At 59.0% G+C, this 14,143-nt stretch carries 11 protein-coding genes; 5 read left to right on the top strand and 6 right to left on the bottom strand.

The genetic code is table 11. The annotated features are described in order from the left end of the window. Positions 1-43 precede the first annotated feature (43 nt). A complete protein-coding gene (locus J5M66_RS24975; protein ID WP_207809796.1) occupies positions 44-1,828 on the bottom strand; it encodes an ABC transporter transmembrane domain-containing protein in 1,785 nt (594 codons plus the stop codon). A 258-nt stretch (positions 1,829-2,086) separates the two neighbouring features. Here J5M66_RS24975 and J5M66_RS24980 point away from each other — a divergent pair, with 258 nt between their 5' ends. Beyond that, positions 2,087-2,266 (top strand): PA1571 family protein, encoded by a 180-nt coding sequence (locus tag J5M66_RS24980; protein ID WP_024013646.1) that lies wholly within the window; start codon positions 2,087-2,089, stop codon positions 2,264-2,266. Positions 2,267-2,420: 154 nt separating this feature from the next. Here J5M66_RS24980 and pdxB read toward each other — a convergent pair whose 3' ends face one another. Then, positions 2,421-3,566, bottom strand: coding sequence for a 4-phosphoerythronate dehydrogenase PdxB (gene pdxB, locus J5M66_RS24985; RefSeq protein ID WP_207809798.1), 1,146 nt, complete (start codon positions 3,564-3,566; stop codon positions 2,421-2,423). 160 nt (positions 3,567-3,726) lie between these two features. Between pdxB and J5M66_RS24990 the strand changes: the two genes are divergently transcribed. Then, positions 3,727-5,136 (top strand): MATE family efflux transporter, encoded by a 1,410-nt coding sequence (locus tag J5M66_RS24990; protein ID WP_280074278.1) that lies wholly within the window; start codon positions 3,727-3,729, stop codon positions 5,134-5,136. Between the two features lie 47 nt (positions 5,137-5,183). On the opposite strand, the gene tusA is transcribed toward J5M66_RS24990, so the two are convergent. Beyond that, entirely contained in the window at positions 5,184-5,432 is a 249-nt protein-coding gene (gene tusA, locus J5M66_RS24995; RefSeq protein ID WP_071173066.1) for a sulfurtransferase TusA, read from the bottom strand. Positions 5,433-5,576: 144 nt separating this feature from the next. Continuing rightward, entirely contained in the window at positions 5,577-6,650 is a 1,074-nt protein-coding gene (rlmM, locus tag J5M66_RS25000; protein WP_136493889.1) for a 23S rRNA (cytidine(2498)-2'-O)-methyltransferase RlmM, read from the bottom strand. A gap of 222 nt (positions 6,651-6,872) precedes the next feature. Between rlmM and acnA the strand changes: the two genes are divergently transcribed. Next, positions 6,873-9,614, top strand: a complete 2,742-nt coding sequence (acnA, locus tag J5M66_RS25005) for an aconitate hydratase AcnA (protein ID WP_136493890.1) — start codon at positions 6,873-6,875, stop codon at positions 9,612-9,614. Positions 9,615-9,928: 314 nt separating this feature from the next. Here the strand turns inward: acnA and J5M66_RS25010 are convergent, their stop codons facing one another. Beyond that, complete coding sequence (locus J5M66_RS25010; protein WP_016775506.1) at positions 9,929-10,417, bottom strand: SRPBCC family protein; 489 nt, start codon at positions 10,415-10,417, stop codon at positions 9,929-9,931. Between the two features lie 176 nt (positions 10,418-10,593). Between J5M66_RS25010 and J5M66_RS25015 the strand changes: the two genes are divergently transcribed. Then, a complete protein-coding gene (locus J5M66_RS25015) occupies positions 10,594-11,508 on the top strand; it encodes an ADP-ribosylglycohydrolase family protein (protein WP_123441977.1) in 915 nt (304 codons plus the stop codon). Positions 11,509-11,548: 40 nt separating this feature from the next. Beyond that, positions 11,549-11,953 (top strand): lysozyme inhibitor LprI family protein, encoded by a 405-nt coding sequence (locus J5M66_RS25020; RefSeq protein ID WP_123441976.1) that lies wholly within the window; start codon positions 11,549-11,551, stop codon positions 11,951-11,953. Positions 11,954-11,997: 44 nt separating this feature from the next. Here the strand turns inward: J5M66_RS25020 and mrdA are convergent, their stop codons facing one another. Beyond that, the gene (gene mrdA, locus J5M66_RS25025) at positions 11,998-13,890 is read right to left on the bottom strand and encodes a penicillin-binding protein 2 (RefSeq protein ID WP_207809801.1); all 1,893 of its coding nucleotides are present in this window, start codon (positions 13,888-13,890) and stop codon (positions 11,998-12,000) included. Positions 13,891-14,143 lie beyond the last annotated feature (253 nt).

Raw genomic sequence — 14,143 nt, forward strand, 5'->3', positions numbered from 1 at the left:
GGGCATTTTTTATGGCGGATTACTAGGTCGGTTACTGGGTCGGTTACTGGGTCGGTTCATCAGGCTGGCCATCATTAAACTGCAACGCCGCCAGCCGCGCGTACAGCGGGTTGCTGGCGATCAACTCCTGATGTGTCCCCACCGCTACCAGCTTGCCTTGATCCATCACTGCAATCCGGTCAGCGTTCTTCACCGTGGCCAGTCGGTGCGCGATGACCAACGTGGTGCGGTTTTCCATCAGCGTTGGCAGGGCCTGCTGGATCAGATGCTCGCTCTGGGCGTCGAGGGCACTGGTGGCTTCGTCCAGGAGCAGGATCGGCGCGTCTACCAGCAAGGCGCGGGCGATGGCTAGACGTTGGCGCTGACCGCCGGACAACCCGAGGCCGCCATCTCCCAGATGAGTTTGATAGCCGTCCGGCATTTGTTCGATGAAGTCGTGGGCGTGGGCAATTCGCGCAGCTTCCTTGACCTGCTCAAGCGTGGCCGTCGGGCAGCCGTAGCGAATGTTGTCCTCCACACTGCCGAAGAACAACGCAGGAGTTTGCGAGACCAGGGCGAAACAGCGGCGCAGATCCAGCGGGTCAAGGCTGGTCAGCGGCACGCCATCGAGGAGAATCCGGCCCTCGCGCGGATCGTAGAAGCGCAGTAACAAGTCGTAGACCGTGGACTTGCCCGCGCCCGACGGCCCCACCAACGCCAGGGTTTCGCCCGCCCTCACCGTCAGATTCAAGCCATCAACTGCGTAGCTTTGCGGACGCGACGGGTAGGAAAAACGCACGTCGCGCAGTTCAAGTTCTCCTTTGACTCGCGCTGGCAGAGTGACCAGTCCGGTCGACGGTGGCTGGATGATGTTTTCCGAGCGCAGCAATTCCGCGATGCGTTCAGCAGCACCCGCAGCGCGTTGCAGTTCGCCGATCACTTCGCTCAGCGTGCCGAACGCGCTGCCGACAATCAGGCTGTAGAAAACGAATGCCGCCAGCTCGCCGGCCGAGATACGCCCGGCCATTACGTCCATGCCGCCGACCCACAACATCACCGCCACCGCGCCAAGCACCAGCACGATCACCAAAGTGATCAACCACGCTCGCTGGAAAATCCGTTTGCGCGCAGTTTCGAACGCCTGCTCGACGGTCGAGGCGAAACGCTGCTCGTCCTGAACCTGGTGGTTGTAGGCTTGCACGGTTTTGATCTGGCCGAGGGTTTCCGACACATAGCTGCCAATGTCGGCGATACGGTCCTGGCTCTGGCGCGAAAGATTGCGCACGCGGCGGCCGAAAATCAGGATTGGCGCGATCACCAGCGGCAGTGCAATCACGACAATGCTGGTCAACTTCGGATTGGTGATGAACAGCAGCACTACACCACCGATGACCATCAGCAAATTGCGCAGGAACAGCGAGAGCGACGAGCCGATCACCGATTGCAGCAGCGTGGTGTCAGCGGTCAGGCGCGACTGGATTTCCGAGCTGCGGTTGTCCTCATAAAAGCCCGGATGCAGATACACCAGGTGATTGAACACCTGACGGCGAATGTCGGCGACCACGCGCTCGCCTATCCACGACACCAGATAGAAACGGGCAAAGGTGCCCAGCGCCAGCCCGAGCACCAGCAACATGAAAATGCCGATGGACTGATTGAGCAGATGCGGCGAACGGGTCATGAAACCCTGGTCTACCAACAACTTGATGCCCTGCCCCATCGACAGGGTAATGCCGGCGGTGACGATCAGCGCGAGCAAAGCGCCGAAGGCATGCCAGCGGTACGGCAGGAGAAAATGACTGGTCAGGCGCAGGGCGCGCCGGTGTCGGGAAGAAAGCATGGAGATCATGGAGTTCACGTCTGCGCAGATGGATCGGGCCAGCCTACAGACTCAGATGGGGTGGAACTCTGTAAATCACAATGAGTCAGGTTAAATATGCCCGGGATGTCCGGATGCTAGAAACGATTGGTCTAAGGTTGCGGTTGAGACGAGCGGTCATTTCTGTTTGAGTAGAGATGCCGCTCGCCGACAGACCGCAGGGATTTGTCACAGCCTGGTCACGTGGCGGTTTTAACTTAGGCACACAACCTGATGAGGAGACAGGCCATGTCCTTGCAACACAGCAGCGAAGACAAGATTGAAGTGATCCGCACCAAACCCGACCAGTCTCTGGGTTGCTCGATTATCGATGAGCAGGGCCGCGAAGTACCGATCACTGAAGACATGATCCAGGACGCTTGCCGCGAGCTGGAGAAGCGATTGGTCAAGCCTGCCGAACAAGAGTGATGTAGCCACCGTCTTCCTGACCCGGCCCTGATTGGCCGGGTTTTTTATGCCTGTAATTTAGCTGCGAATCCTGTAGGAGCTGCCGAAGGCTGCGATCTTTTAATCTTCAAAAAGCAAGATCAAGAGATCGCAGCCTCGTTTCACTCGACAGCTCCTACAGGACACGGGTTGCCCCCAGCGCCGCCACAATCTGCCGCAACCTGGGCGCATCACCTTCAATTCGCACCTTCAGCCCTTCAATCTCGCGGCGCACCGGATACTGCTTGCGCAACACGTCAAACGCCGCACGCTGCTCAGCGACATTTCCCACCAGACTGCGGCGGAAATCCGCATCATCGCGGCGCGGGTCGTACACGCCCCGGCACAACATCGCCAACGCCCACGCCGGATCGCTGTCACCGTGCAGGGAAACTTCCGACAACCAGGTTGCTGGCAGCAGATCGCTGAGCTGGATAGCTGCAGGTTGGCCGCTGAAAGCGCAGTAGGCCTGATAGATCTGCGCGGTCCCGCGTTGCTTGCCGTCGAGGCTGTAACCGGCAATATGGGGCGTGGCCAAAACGCAGAGCTCGGCCAGCGCAGGGTCGACTTCCGGTTCCTTCTCCCAGACGTCGAGCACCGCTTGCAGGTCCTCGCGCTCCAGCAGCACCTCACGTAGCGCAACGTTATCCACCACAGGGCCGCGCGCCGCGTTGATCAACCATGCACCCTGCTTGAGTTGCTGCAAACGCTGTTGATCGAACAGGTGCCAGGTTGCAGAGTCGCCGCTGCGGGTCAAAGGCGTATGCAGACTGATCACGTCGCACTGTTCGATGATCTGCTCAAGGCTGACATAATCGCCGCCCTCGGCAGCCTGACTTGGCGGGTCGCAAACCTTGACGTTCCAGCCCAGGCCCTTCAGGACCTTGATCAAGCGCCCCCCCACTTCCCCGGCGCCGACAACGCCGTAAGTACGCTGCGTCAGATCAGCCCCTTCGATTTCGGCCAGCGTCATCAGACTGCCCAGTACGTAATCGACCACGCCACGGGCATTACACCCCGGCGCGCTCGACCAGCAGATCCCGGCCTCGGTGAAGTAATCGAGATCCAGATGATCGGTGCCGATGGTGCAGGTGCCGACAAAGCGCACCTTGCTGCCATCAAGCAGCGCGCGATTGACGTTGGTCACCGAACGCACCAGCAACACATCGGCGTGCTCGACCGTCGCGCGGTCAATGGAGCGGCCCGGCACTCGGCGGATGTCGCCGAAACCGGCAAAAAAGGCATCGAGCAGCGGGATATTTTCGTCGGCAACAATCAGCATGGCGGGCTCCTTGGGCGGATCGGCAGTTTAGGTGCTGACGCGTCGATCAGCCAGCAGGGTTTGCGCTTACAAATACGCAACAGAGGATATTTCCTGACCGAGGCGTCAGCGGCGTAGAATGCGCCGCTCTGCGCATCAATACTTTCTGGACGCTTTGCCTGTGAACCCTGTAACTGACCAACCTGTCGCCGTCTCGCTGAGCCGCCCTGCGCGGATTCGCCTGGAGTTGAAAAACCTGCTCGCCCTCGCCCTGCCGATCATCATCGCGCAACTGGCGACCACGGCGATGGGCTTCGTCGATGCGGTGATGGCCGGGCGCGTCGGGCCCAAGGATCTGGCGGCGGTGGCGCTGGGCAACTCGATCTGGGTCCCGGTGTTTCTATTGATGACCGGCACCCTGCTGGCCACCACGCCAAAGGTCGCGCAGCGTTTCGGCGCAGGCAAACACAGCGAGATCGGCCCGATCGTGCGTCAGGCGTTGTGGCTGGCATTGGTAGTCGGATTGATCGCCACCTCGATGCTGATCGCCGCCGAGCCGGTGCTGCATCTGATGAAAGTCGATCCCGAGTTGATCGGCCCGTGCATGCAATATCTGCACGGCATCGCCAGCGGCTTGCCGGCGGTGGCCTTCTATCACGTGCTGCGCTGCACCAGCGACGGCATCGGCCGCACCCGCCCGGCCATGGTGCTGGGCCTGTGCGGTCTGGCATTGAACATCCCGCTGAACTACATCTTCATTTATGGCCACTTCGGCGTGCCGGCCATGGGCGGCGTCGGCTGCGGCTGGGCCACGGCAATCGTGATGTGGGTGATGGCGCTGGGCCTGGCCGGCTACGAACGCTGGGCACCAGCCTATCGCTCAAGCGAACTGTTCAGCCGTTTCGACTGGCCGCAGTGGGCGGTGATCAAACGTCTGCTGTCGATTGGTTTGCCGATCGGCATCGCGGTGTTTGCCGAGTCGAGCATCTTCGCTGTGATCGCCCTGCTGATCGGCAGCCTCGGCGCGACGGTGGTGGCCGGGCATCAGATCGCGCTGAACGTCAGCTCGCTGGTGTTCATGATTCCCTATTCGCTGGGCATGGCGGTCACCGTGCGTGTCGGCCAGGCGCTGGGCCGCGAGGAACCGCGTGAGGCGCGTTTTGCCGCTGGAGTCGGCATGGGCACGGCGCTGGCCTACGCCTGCCTGTCGGCGAGCCTGATGCTGGCGCTGCGCGAGCCGATTGCGGCGATCTATACCGCTGATCCAACGGTGATTCAGATTGCGGCGATGCTGATTGTCTATTCGGCGCTATTCCAGTTTTCCGATGCAATCCAAGTGACCGCAGCAGGCGCACTCCGTGGCTATCAGGATACTCGGGTGACAATGATCCTGACCCTGTTCGCCTACTGGGGGATTGGTTTGCCGGTCGGTTATGCGCTGGGCCTGACCGATTGGCTCGGCGAGCCACGCGGTCCGAGCGGTTTGTGGCAGGGTTTGATCGTCGGTTTGAGCTGCGCAGCGTTGATGCTGTCGATTCGTCTGACACGCAGTGCGCGCAAGCGAATTCGAATCAGTCGTTCGGCGGGTTGATCGCCCAAAAAAAAGACCTGCATTTGCAGGTCTTTTTTTGCCCTGAGTCAGGACTTCTTGCGAATCCAGTACAGATAGGTGCCGGCCTCTTCGTGCTGGCTGACTAGCTCATGGTCAAGAAACACGCAGAACTTGGGGATATCGCGCTTGGTCGAGGGATCGGTGGCGATCACCTTGAGCAGGCCGCCGGGCACCAGATCGCGGATGTGCTGATGCAACATCATTACCGGTTCCGGGCAATTCAGACCGGTGGCGTCGAGGGTGCCGTCGACTGGGGTGTTGATCATTTCGCTCATGGTTTACTCCAAAAACTGGCCGGCATTGTCGCGCATTGCTTGGGATATCGTCCAACCCATGTGGGAGCGAGCCTGCTCGCGAAGGCAATCCGGCAGCCCCACCGCTTCCGCGAGCAGCCTCGCTCCCACAGGTTCAGTGATGTGTCAGCGCGATTTGGGTTTTCTGGTGTCGTGCCGGCGCAGATGGCAAGTCACTTCCTCGCGGTCGTGATACAGCTGCTTGCAGCCGATATCAACCTTGATCCCACGCGCCTTGAAACCGTCGGCAATGCGCTCGAGCAGACGTTTCACTTCGGCATAACGCTGCTTCATCGGCAGCTTCAGGTTGACCACCGCCTCGCGGCAATGTCCCTCGCCAATCCATTCTTCCAGCATCGCCGCGTTGCGCGCCGGTTTCTCGACAATGTCGCAAACCATCCAGTCCACCGGCTGCTTCGGCTTGAAGGTGAAACCGTCCGCCATCAGATGCTGGACCAGTCCGGTTTCCATCAGGCTTTCAGCCATCGGGCCGTTGTCGATGGCGGTGACCAGCATGCCACGGTTGACCAGTTGCCAGGTCCAGCCGCCCGGCGCGGCGCCAAGGTCGACGCCGGTCATGTCGCTGTGCAGGCGGTCTTCCCACTGATCACGTGGAATGAAGTGATGCCACGCTTCTTCCAGCTTCAAGGTCGACCGGCTCGGCGCCTCGCGGGGAAACTTCAGGCGCGGAATGCCCATCGGCCACATCGCCGAATTGCCGGCATCGGCCATGCCTAGAAACACCTCGCGTCCGCTTTTGAAGGTCAGCAACAAACGCGGCTTGCTGGCGTCGTCTACCAGTTTGCCAGCGGCGGTCAGCGCCTTGCGCAGCGGGCCTTCGAACTTTTTGCAGAAATTCGACAGTTCCTTGCCGTCATTGGTATCGACCACTTCCAGCCACAGACTGCCAAACACCGGAAAATCGGCCATGTGCGCGAGAATCACACTGATCCGGTCGTTTTCCGGCAGATCGATGAAAAAGCCGCGCGCCCACTGCCGCGGGAAGATCAATTCGGCGAAGCGCTGACCGCGCATCAGGCGTTCGGCGCCGTCCGCTTCAGTGCAGACAAACTCAGCGCAGGCCGTGGCGGTTTTGGCTTTGGCGTAACCGGCGACATTGAGACGGGCGGCGAGATCGGAAATCTCCGAACAGACTTCGCCTTCGAAGCCGGGCCGGCAATGCATGAATAGGGTGTTCATTCTTACTCCTGGGCAGCGGTCGATCATTCGGCCGCTGCGCGATGCTCAAGCCTTGCGTTGCCGCAATGCCTGTCACGAAAACCGGCGCATGATAGCTGAAGTCGGAACCTTGGTTCCGTCCATAGAGTCCAGTTATTAGCCAGCTACTCAAAACAGGGCTAGGTTTAATGCTCTGCCCGTCCCCTCAGTCCGTAGCCGTGCGGACTCAAAGGAGTGATCGTAATGCCGTCCCTCGATAGTCTGAAATCACTGAAAACCCTACAAATCGATGCCACGACCTACCATTATTTCAGCCTGCCGGAAGCCGCTAAAAGCCTGGGCGACCTCGACAAGCTGCCGATGTCGTTGAAGGTCCTGCTAGAAAATCTGCTGCGCTGGGAGGACGAAAAAACTGTCACCGGCGCGGACCTGAAAGCCATCGCCGCCTGGCTCAAGGAGCGCCGCTCCGATCGCGAAATCCAGTACCGCCCTGCCCGTGTATTGATGCAGGACTTTACCGGCGTCCCCGCCGTGGTCGATCTCGCCGCCATGCGTGCGGCAATGGCCAAGGCCGGCGGCGATCCGCAGCGGATCAATCCGTTGTCGCCGGTGGACCTGGTGATCGACCACTCGGTGATGGTCGACAAGTTTGCCAGCGCCAGTGCGTTTGAACAGAACGTCGACATCGAAATGCAACGCAACGGCGAGCGCTATGCCTTCCTGCGCTGGGGCCAGAGTGCGTTCGATAACTTCAGCGTGGTCCCGCCGGGTACCGGCATCTGCCACCAGGTCAACCTTGAGTACCTCGGCCGCACCGTTTGGACCAAAGACGAGGATGGCCGCACCTACGCCTTCCCCGACACCCTGGTCGGCACCGACTCCCACACCACCATGATCAACGGTCTCGGCGTGCTCGGCTGGGGCGTTGGCGGGATCGAAGCGGAAGCGGCGATGCTCGGGCAACCGGTGTCGATGCTGATTCCAGAAGTGATCGGCTTCAAACTCACCGGCAAGCTCAAGGAAGGAATCACCGCCACCGATCTGGTGCTGACCGTAACGCAGATGCTGCGCAAAAAAGGCGTGGTCGGCAAATTCGTCGAATTCTATGGCGACGGCCTCGCCGACCTGCCGTTGGCAGACCGCGCGACCATCGCCAACATGGCTCCGGAATACGGTGCGACGTGCGGTTTCTTCCCGGTCGACGATGTCACGCTGGAATACCTGCGCTTGTCCGGCCGGCCGCCGGAAGTGGTGAAGCTGGTCGAGGCCTACACCAAGGCTCAAGGCCTGTGGCGTCTGCCGGGTCAGGAGCCGGTGTTCACCGACAGCCTGGCCTTGGACATGGGCAGCGTGGAGGCAAGCCTGGCCGGACCGAAACGTCCGCAGGATCGCGTCTCCCTGCCGAACGTCGCGCAGGCCTTCAGTGATTTCATCGACCTGCAATTCAAACCCACCAGCAAGGAAGAAGGACGCCTGGAAAGCGAGGGCGGTGGCGGCGTGGCGGTGGGCAACGCCGATCTGGTGGGCGAAGCGGACTACGAATACGAGGGCAAGACCTATCGCCTGAAAAACGGTGCCGTGGTCATCGCCGCGATCACTTCCTGCACCAACACTTCCAACCCGAGCGTAATGATGGCTGCTGGACTGCTGGCGAAAAAAGCCGTCGAAAAAGGCCTGACACGCAAGCCTTGGGTCAAAAGCTCACTGGCCCCCGGCTCGAAAGTGGTCACCGACTACTACAAAGCTGCCGGGCTGACTCAGTACCTTGATCAGCTCGGGTTTTCGTTGGTCGGCTACGGTTGCACCACCTGCATCGGCAACTCCGGGCCACTGCCGGAGCCGATCGAGAAAGCCATTCAGAAAGCCGATCTGACCGTCGCGTCGGTCTTGTCCGGCAACCGCAACTTCGAAGGTCGCGTACACCCACTGGTGAAAACCAACTGGCTGGCCTCGCCTCCGCTGGTCGTCGCTTACGCACTGGCTGGCAGCGTGCGCACCGATATCAGCAGCGAACCGCTGGGCGAGGATCAGCAGGGCAATCCGGTGTACCTGCGCGATATCTGGCCGAGCAGCCGGGAAATCGCCGAAGCGGTGAATCAGGTCAATACGGCGATGTTCCACAAGGAATACGCCGAAGTGTTTGCCGGCGACGAACAATGGCAGGCCATCGAGGTGCCGCAAGCGGCCACATACGTCTGGCAGGACGATTCGACCTACATTCAGCATCCACCTTTCTTCGACGACATTTCCGGCCCTCTGCCGGAAGTGAAAGACGTCAAAGGTGCTCGGGTCTTGGCTTTGCTCGGCGATTCAGTGACTACCGACCATATCTCCCCCGCCGGCAACATCAAGATCGACAGCCCGGCCGGGCGGTATCTGCAGGAAAAAGGCGTCGAACCGCGCGACTTCAACTCTTACGGTTCCCGTCGTGGCAATCATGAAGTGATGATGCGCGGTACGTTTGCCAATATCCGTATCCGCAACGAAATGCTGGGTGGCGAGGAAGGCGGGAACACCATTTACATCCCCACCGGGGAAAAAATGGCGATCTATGACGCAGCGATGAAATATCAGGCTTCGGGGACGCCGTTGGTGGTGATTGCCGGTCAGGAGTACGGCACCGGGTCGAGCCGTGACTGGGCGGCGAAAGGCACCAATCTGCTGGGCGTCAAAGCGGTGATTGCGGAGAGTTTCGAACGTATTCACCGCTCGAATCTGGTCGGCATGGGTGTGCTGCCGTTGCAGTTCAAGCTTGATCAAAACCGCAAGAGTCTCAATCTGACCGGCAAAGAGTCGTTCGAGATTCTGGGATTGACCGGCGTCGAGCTAAGGCCGCGGATGAACCTGCCGCTGGTTATCACTCGGGAGGATGGGCGTCAGGAAAGAATCGAAGTCTTGTGCCGCATTGATACGCTGAATGAGGTCGAGTACTTCAAATCCGGGGGGATTCTGCATTATGTGTTGCGGCAGTTGATTGCTTCGTGACGGGGTGACATTCGCCCAGGCTGTGATCTTTTTGACTTGGCTTTCAAAAGCAGGATCAAAAGATCGCAGCCTTCGGCGGCTCCTGCATTCAGGCGAAAAAAAACCCGCCGAAGCGGGTTTTTCCCAAGACCATTATCGACTCCCTGTCGGCAGCGATCCTTGCTATGGTCGATCGTCCATGATCCTGAAACACTCCCTGTGTCTCAGTTGATGTGTGTAGATTACCCAGTGGATCCAATCAGCAATAGTCGTAAAAGCTACCAAAGCGTGTAAGACATTCGCCATACAAACACTTCCGAAAACCCTTAGACCCGTCAGGCACCGCCGCTTTCACGAGCCCTGGCGCTTTCGGCGAGAAACTGTTCAAGCCTGCTCAACTGCTCCTCCCAGCCGCGACTGTCCATGTAATACGCCTCTTTCTGACGGATATCAGGGATGTGCGCGAAGCCGGATTCCGAGACCTTGAGTAGTGTGCCGTCTTCGAAGTCCTGCAATTCGAACTTGACCAGCGTGGTCGGCTCTTGTGAGTAGTCGATCTTCGGGTTGACCGCATACGGGTGCCAGCGGAAAGAAAACAGCTGCTGCGGCTCGACCCGCTCGATCAGCACATTCCACAATACGTGTTCATAACCGGGGTACGTGACCTGGCCCTGCGTCCACTCGCCGGCAATGAAACGCCGGCCCTCGAGCGCCACGCCAAACCACTGGCCAAACGCCTCTGCATCGACCAATGCACGCCAGACGTGGGAACGCGACGCCTTGAGCGTGATCTTGCGTTCGAAACTGTTAGGTACTGGTTTCATACGTCACCTCCTGTTCTGAACACTAGGCTTGTATGACCACATGTCCAATGCGAAGTTGTATCGAAGCGCTGCAGACACCGATTCGAGCGGACACATTCTGCGGTAGTTTGCGCTCTGTGATCGGCGCCGCATGACCTGTTATCTTCCCAGCGAATCCGCAGAAACAAGGACGAATCATGCAGCCCTCTCTTGCCGATCGGTATCGCGGCGCCCTCCTCGGCCTGGCTTGCGGCGATGCGGTCGGCACAACAGTTGAGTTCCAGCCGCGAGGATCATTCCAGCCGCTGAGCGACATGGTCGGCGGTGGCCCGTTCCAGCTCAAGCCAGGGCAATGGACCGATGACACTTCAATGGCACTGTGCCTGGCCGAGAGCCTGCTGCGCAAAAACGGTTTCGACGCGGCTGATCAGATGGGCCGCTATCTCAATTGGTGGAAATGGGGATACCTGAGCTCCACCGGCGAATGCTTCGACATCGGCATGACCGTCAGCCAGGCGCTGGAACAGTATCAGCGAACCGGGGAGCCTTTCGCAGGGTCGACTGATCCGTTGACAGCTGGTAACGGGTCGCTGATGCGGTTGGCACCAGTCGTGCTGTTTTATTTTCCGGACGCTCGACAGATCCAGATCCACGCTGCCGACAGTTCGCGCACAACCCATGCGGCGCCGGAGGCAATCGAGTGCTGCCAATTGCTGGCTGATCTGATTGCACGAGCGCTTGAGGGTGCGGAGAAAACACAGCTTCGCCGGGCGCCACTGCTTAAGCTTTCCCAGCCCAAGGTGGTTGCGATTGCTCAGGGTGAGTACCTTCACAAAGCGGAAACTGAAATAAAAGGCAGTGGCTATAGCGTGCAATCGCTGGAAGCCGCTTTGTGGTGCTTTCACCATACGCAGACATTCGCCGAAGCGGTGTTGAAAGCAGCCAATCTCGGTGATGATGCGGATACAACGGCTGCTATCGCGGGTCAGTTGGCAGGTGCTTACTACAGCGCTCGGGCGATCCCCGAGCACTGGCTGGAGCAGTTGCATGAAGGCGAGGAAATCACCGCCACTGCGGATCGCTTGCTTGAGGCCTCCCGGCTACGTACATAACAATCGATACACTCTTTCCACTCGAGATAGCGAGAACCTTATGTCAGTACGTTTGCTTCTGGCCTCTGTGCCTTTTTTGTTTGCCCCTTTCGCCCATGCCGCCGTTGATTGCGCCAACGCCAGCGATCAGGCGACGATGAATCAATGCGCGGGGCAAGCGTTCAAAGCGGCGGACAAGGAATTGAATACGATCTACCAGCAGATCACCGGGCGTCTCAAGGACAACCCGGACGGAAAGAAGCTGTTGGTCAACGCGCAGCGGGCGTGGGTCAGCTTCCGGGATGCCGAGTGCAAGTTTTCGGCTTCTGGGGTGGCGGGCGGGAGTGTTTATCCATTGGTTTACAGTGGCTGTCTCACAGCCGTCACCAAGGCTCGGGTAGAAGCCTTCAAGCAACATTTGAACTGTGAGGAAGGTGATATGAGTTGCCCAGTACCCGGTGCGTAATCACAGGCTCCGCTTAGGGAGCCTGTGCTGTGAACCGTTACGCCTCAGACGTGAGGATCGCCGGGCACTTTGCTCGGCGCTGCGTATTGCGGCTTGAGGTGGCCTTCCTTATCGAGTAACCAGGCGTCCATGATCTGCCGCACAACGGGACCGGCAACACGACCACCCGCCTCGCCGTTCTCGATCATTACCGAGATGGCGATCTTCGGATGTTCGGCCGGTGCGAATCCTACAAACAGGGCGTTGTCACGGTGGCGCTCGAGGGTTTTCTCACGGTTGTAGCGCTCACCCTGCTTGATCGCAACCACTTGCGCCGTACCACTCTTGCCAGCGATGCGGTATTGCGCCCCCGCAGCCGCCGCTCGGGCGATGCCTCGAGCATCGTGCATGACCATCTGCATTCCGTGATTGACCTGCTCCCAATCGCGCGGATCTTTAAGCAGAATGTTCGGCATCGGGTGCTCGTCAACCGGCGCAACGCCGTCGACCGACTTGGCCAGATGCGGTCGATTCCATATCCCTTTGTTGGCAATCAGTGCAGTGGCTTGGGCCAATTGCAGCGGTGTGACCTGCATGTAGCCCTGGCCGATGCCGAGAATAACTGTCTCGCCGGGATACCACGCCTGTCGCCGTGTAGCGCGTTTCCACGCTTGCGACGGCATCAGACCTGGCGATTCTTCAAACATGTCCAGCGAGACTTTTTCTCCAAGGCCGAACATCGCCATGTAGTCGTGCAGACGATCAATGCCAAGCTTGTGCGCCAGATCATAGAAGTAGGTGTCGTTCGAGCGCATGATCGCCGCGTCCATGTCCACCCAACCATCACCGCTGTGGTTCCAGTTGCGATACTTGTGATCGAAATCCGGCAATTGGTAGTAGCCGGGATCGTATACGCGGGTCTGTGGGGTCACGACGCCCGCGTCCAGACCAGCAATGGCGACTTCCGGCTTGATCGTCGAGCCTGGAGCGTACAGGCCGCGCAGTACGCGGTTAAACAGCGGACGGTCGATGGAATCGCGCAACGCTGAATATTCCTTCGAACTGATCCCGGTGACGAACAGATTCGGATCGAAACTCGGATTGCTGACCATCGCCAGCACTTCTCCAGTGGACGGATCGAGCGCTACCACCGAGCCACGACGGTCGCCCAAAGCGGCTTCAGCTGCTTCCTGCAGCTTTACATCGAGGCTCAGGACGATGTTTTTGCCTGGCACCGGATCGGTGTGCTTGAGTACCCGTAGCACACGGCCTTGAGCATTGGTTTCGACTTCTTCGTAACCGACATGGCCATGCAACTGCGCTTCATAGAAGCGCTCGATACCGGTTTTACCAATGGATTGAGTGCCTCGGTATTCAACGGAATCGAGGGTTTTCGATTCTTTTTCATTGATCCGACCGACATAACCGATCGAATGGGCGAAATGTGCGCCGAGGGGATAGTGCCGGACAAACTGCGGTTCGACATCAAGTCCCGGTAAGCGAAACTCGTTAACCGCCAGGACGGCAATCTGCTCTTCCGTCAGCTCGTAAAACAGGGTGACCGGTGTGAACGGATGCCGGGATTGCTTCATCGCCTTGTCGAATACCGTGCGGTCTTCAGCAGGCAAGTGCAGCAAGTTGATGACTTCGTCCAATTCTTGATTGACGTCGGTGGCCCGCTCACGGGTGATGGTCAGGTTGTAGCTGGGGCGATTGTCGGCGAGCAACACACCGTTGCGGTCGTAGATCAATCCACGCGTTGGCGGTATCGGGAGGACATGGACGCGATTGTTTTCGGAGATGGTCGAGTGATAGTCGAATTCCACGACCTGAAGGATGTACAGGCGCACCACCAGAGCGCAGCTGATGGCGAAGACAAACAGAGCGCAGGCGATCAATCGTTTGTTGACCAGCCGCGTCTCTTTTTCATGATCCTTGATCGGGATTGGTTCAGGCATTTCTACAGCAACTCTTTGACATAAATGAGTGCCGATCCGTGGGCAGGGCATCAGTCCGTTAAAAAAACGAGCTGCACCATATCAAAACTGGCCGTCCACTTCAGAATGAATTTCCCCGATGGCACTCTGAAAACTTTCTCGCAGGCAAAACAAAACCCCAACTGCTTTCGCAATTGGGGTTTCGGAATTTAATCTTGACGATGACCTACTCTCACATGGGGAAACCCCACACTACCATCGGCGATGCATCGTT

The sequence above is a fragment of the Pseudomonas sp. 67(2021) genome (assembly GCF_017491835.1).
Classification (GTDB): domain Bacteria; phylum Pseudomonadota; class Gammaproteobacteria; order Pseudomonadales; family Pseudomonadaceae; genus Aquipseudomonas; species Aquipseudomonas atacamensis.

Bases quoted from the DNA above. Each gene is read 5' to 3' on its own strand.
- J5M66_RS24975 (WP_207809796.1), bottom strand. From the start codon at position 1,828: ATGATCTCCATGCTTTCTTCCCGACACCGGCGCGCCCTGCGCCTGACC.
- J5M66_RS24980 (WP_024013646.1), top strand. From the start codon at position 2,087: ATGTCCTTGCAACACAGCAGCGAAGACAAGATTGAAGTGATCCGCACC.
- pdxB (WP_207809798.1), bottom strand. From the start codon at position 3,566: ATGCTGATTGTTGCCGACGAAAATATCCCGCTGCTCGATGCCTTTTTT.
- tusA (WP_071173066.1), bottom strand. From the start codon at position 5,432: ATGAGCGAAATGATCAACACCCCAGTCGACGGCACCCTCGACGCCACC.
- rlmM (WP_136493889.1), bottom strand. From the start codon at position 6,650: ATGAACACCCTATTCATGCATTGCCGGCCCGGCTTCGAAGGCGAAGTC.
- acnA (WP_136493890.1), top strand. From the start codon at position 6,873: ATGCCGTCCCTCGATAGTCTGAAATCACTGAAAACCCTACAAATCGAT.
- J5M66_RS25010 (WP_016775506.1), bottom strand. From the start codon at position 10,417: ATGAAACCAGTACCTAACAGTTTCGAACGCAAGATCACGCTCAAGGCG.
- J5M66_RS25015 (WP_123441977.1), top strand. From the start codon at position 10,594: ATGCAGCCCTCTCTTGCCGATCGGTATCGCGGCGCCCTCCTCGGCCTG.
- J5M66_RS25020 (WP_123441976.1), top strand. From the start codon at position 11,549: ATGTCAGTACGTTTGCTTCTGGCCTCTGTGCCTTTTTTGTTTGCCCCT.
- mrdA (WP_207809801.1), bottom strand. From the start codon at position 13,890: ATGCCTGAACCAATCCCGATCAAGGATCATGAAAAAGAGACGCGGCTG.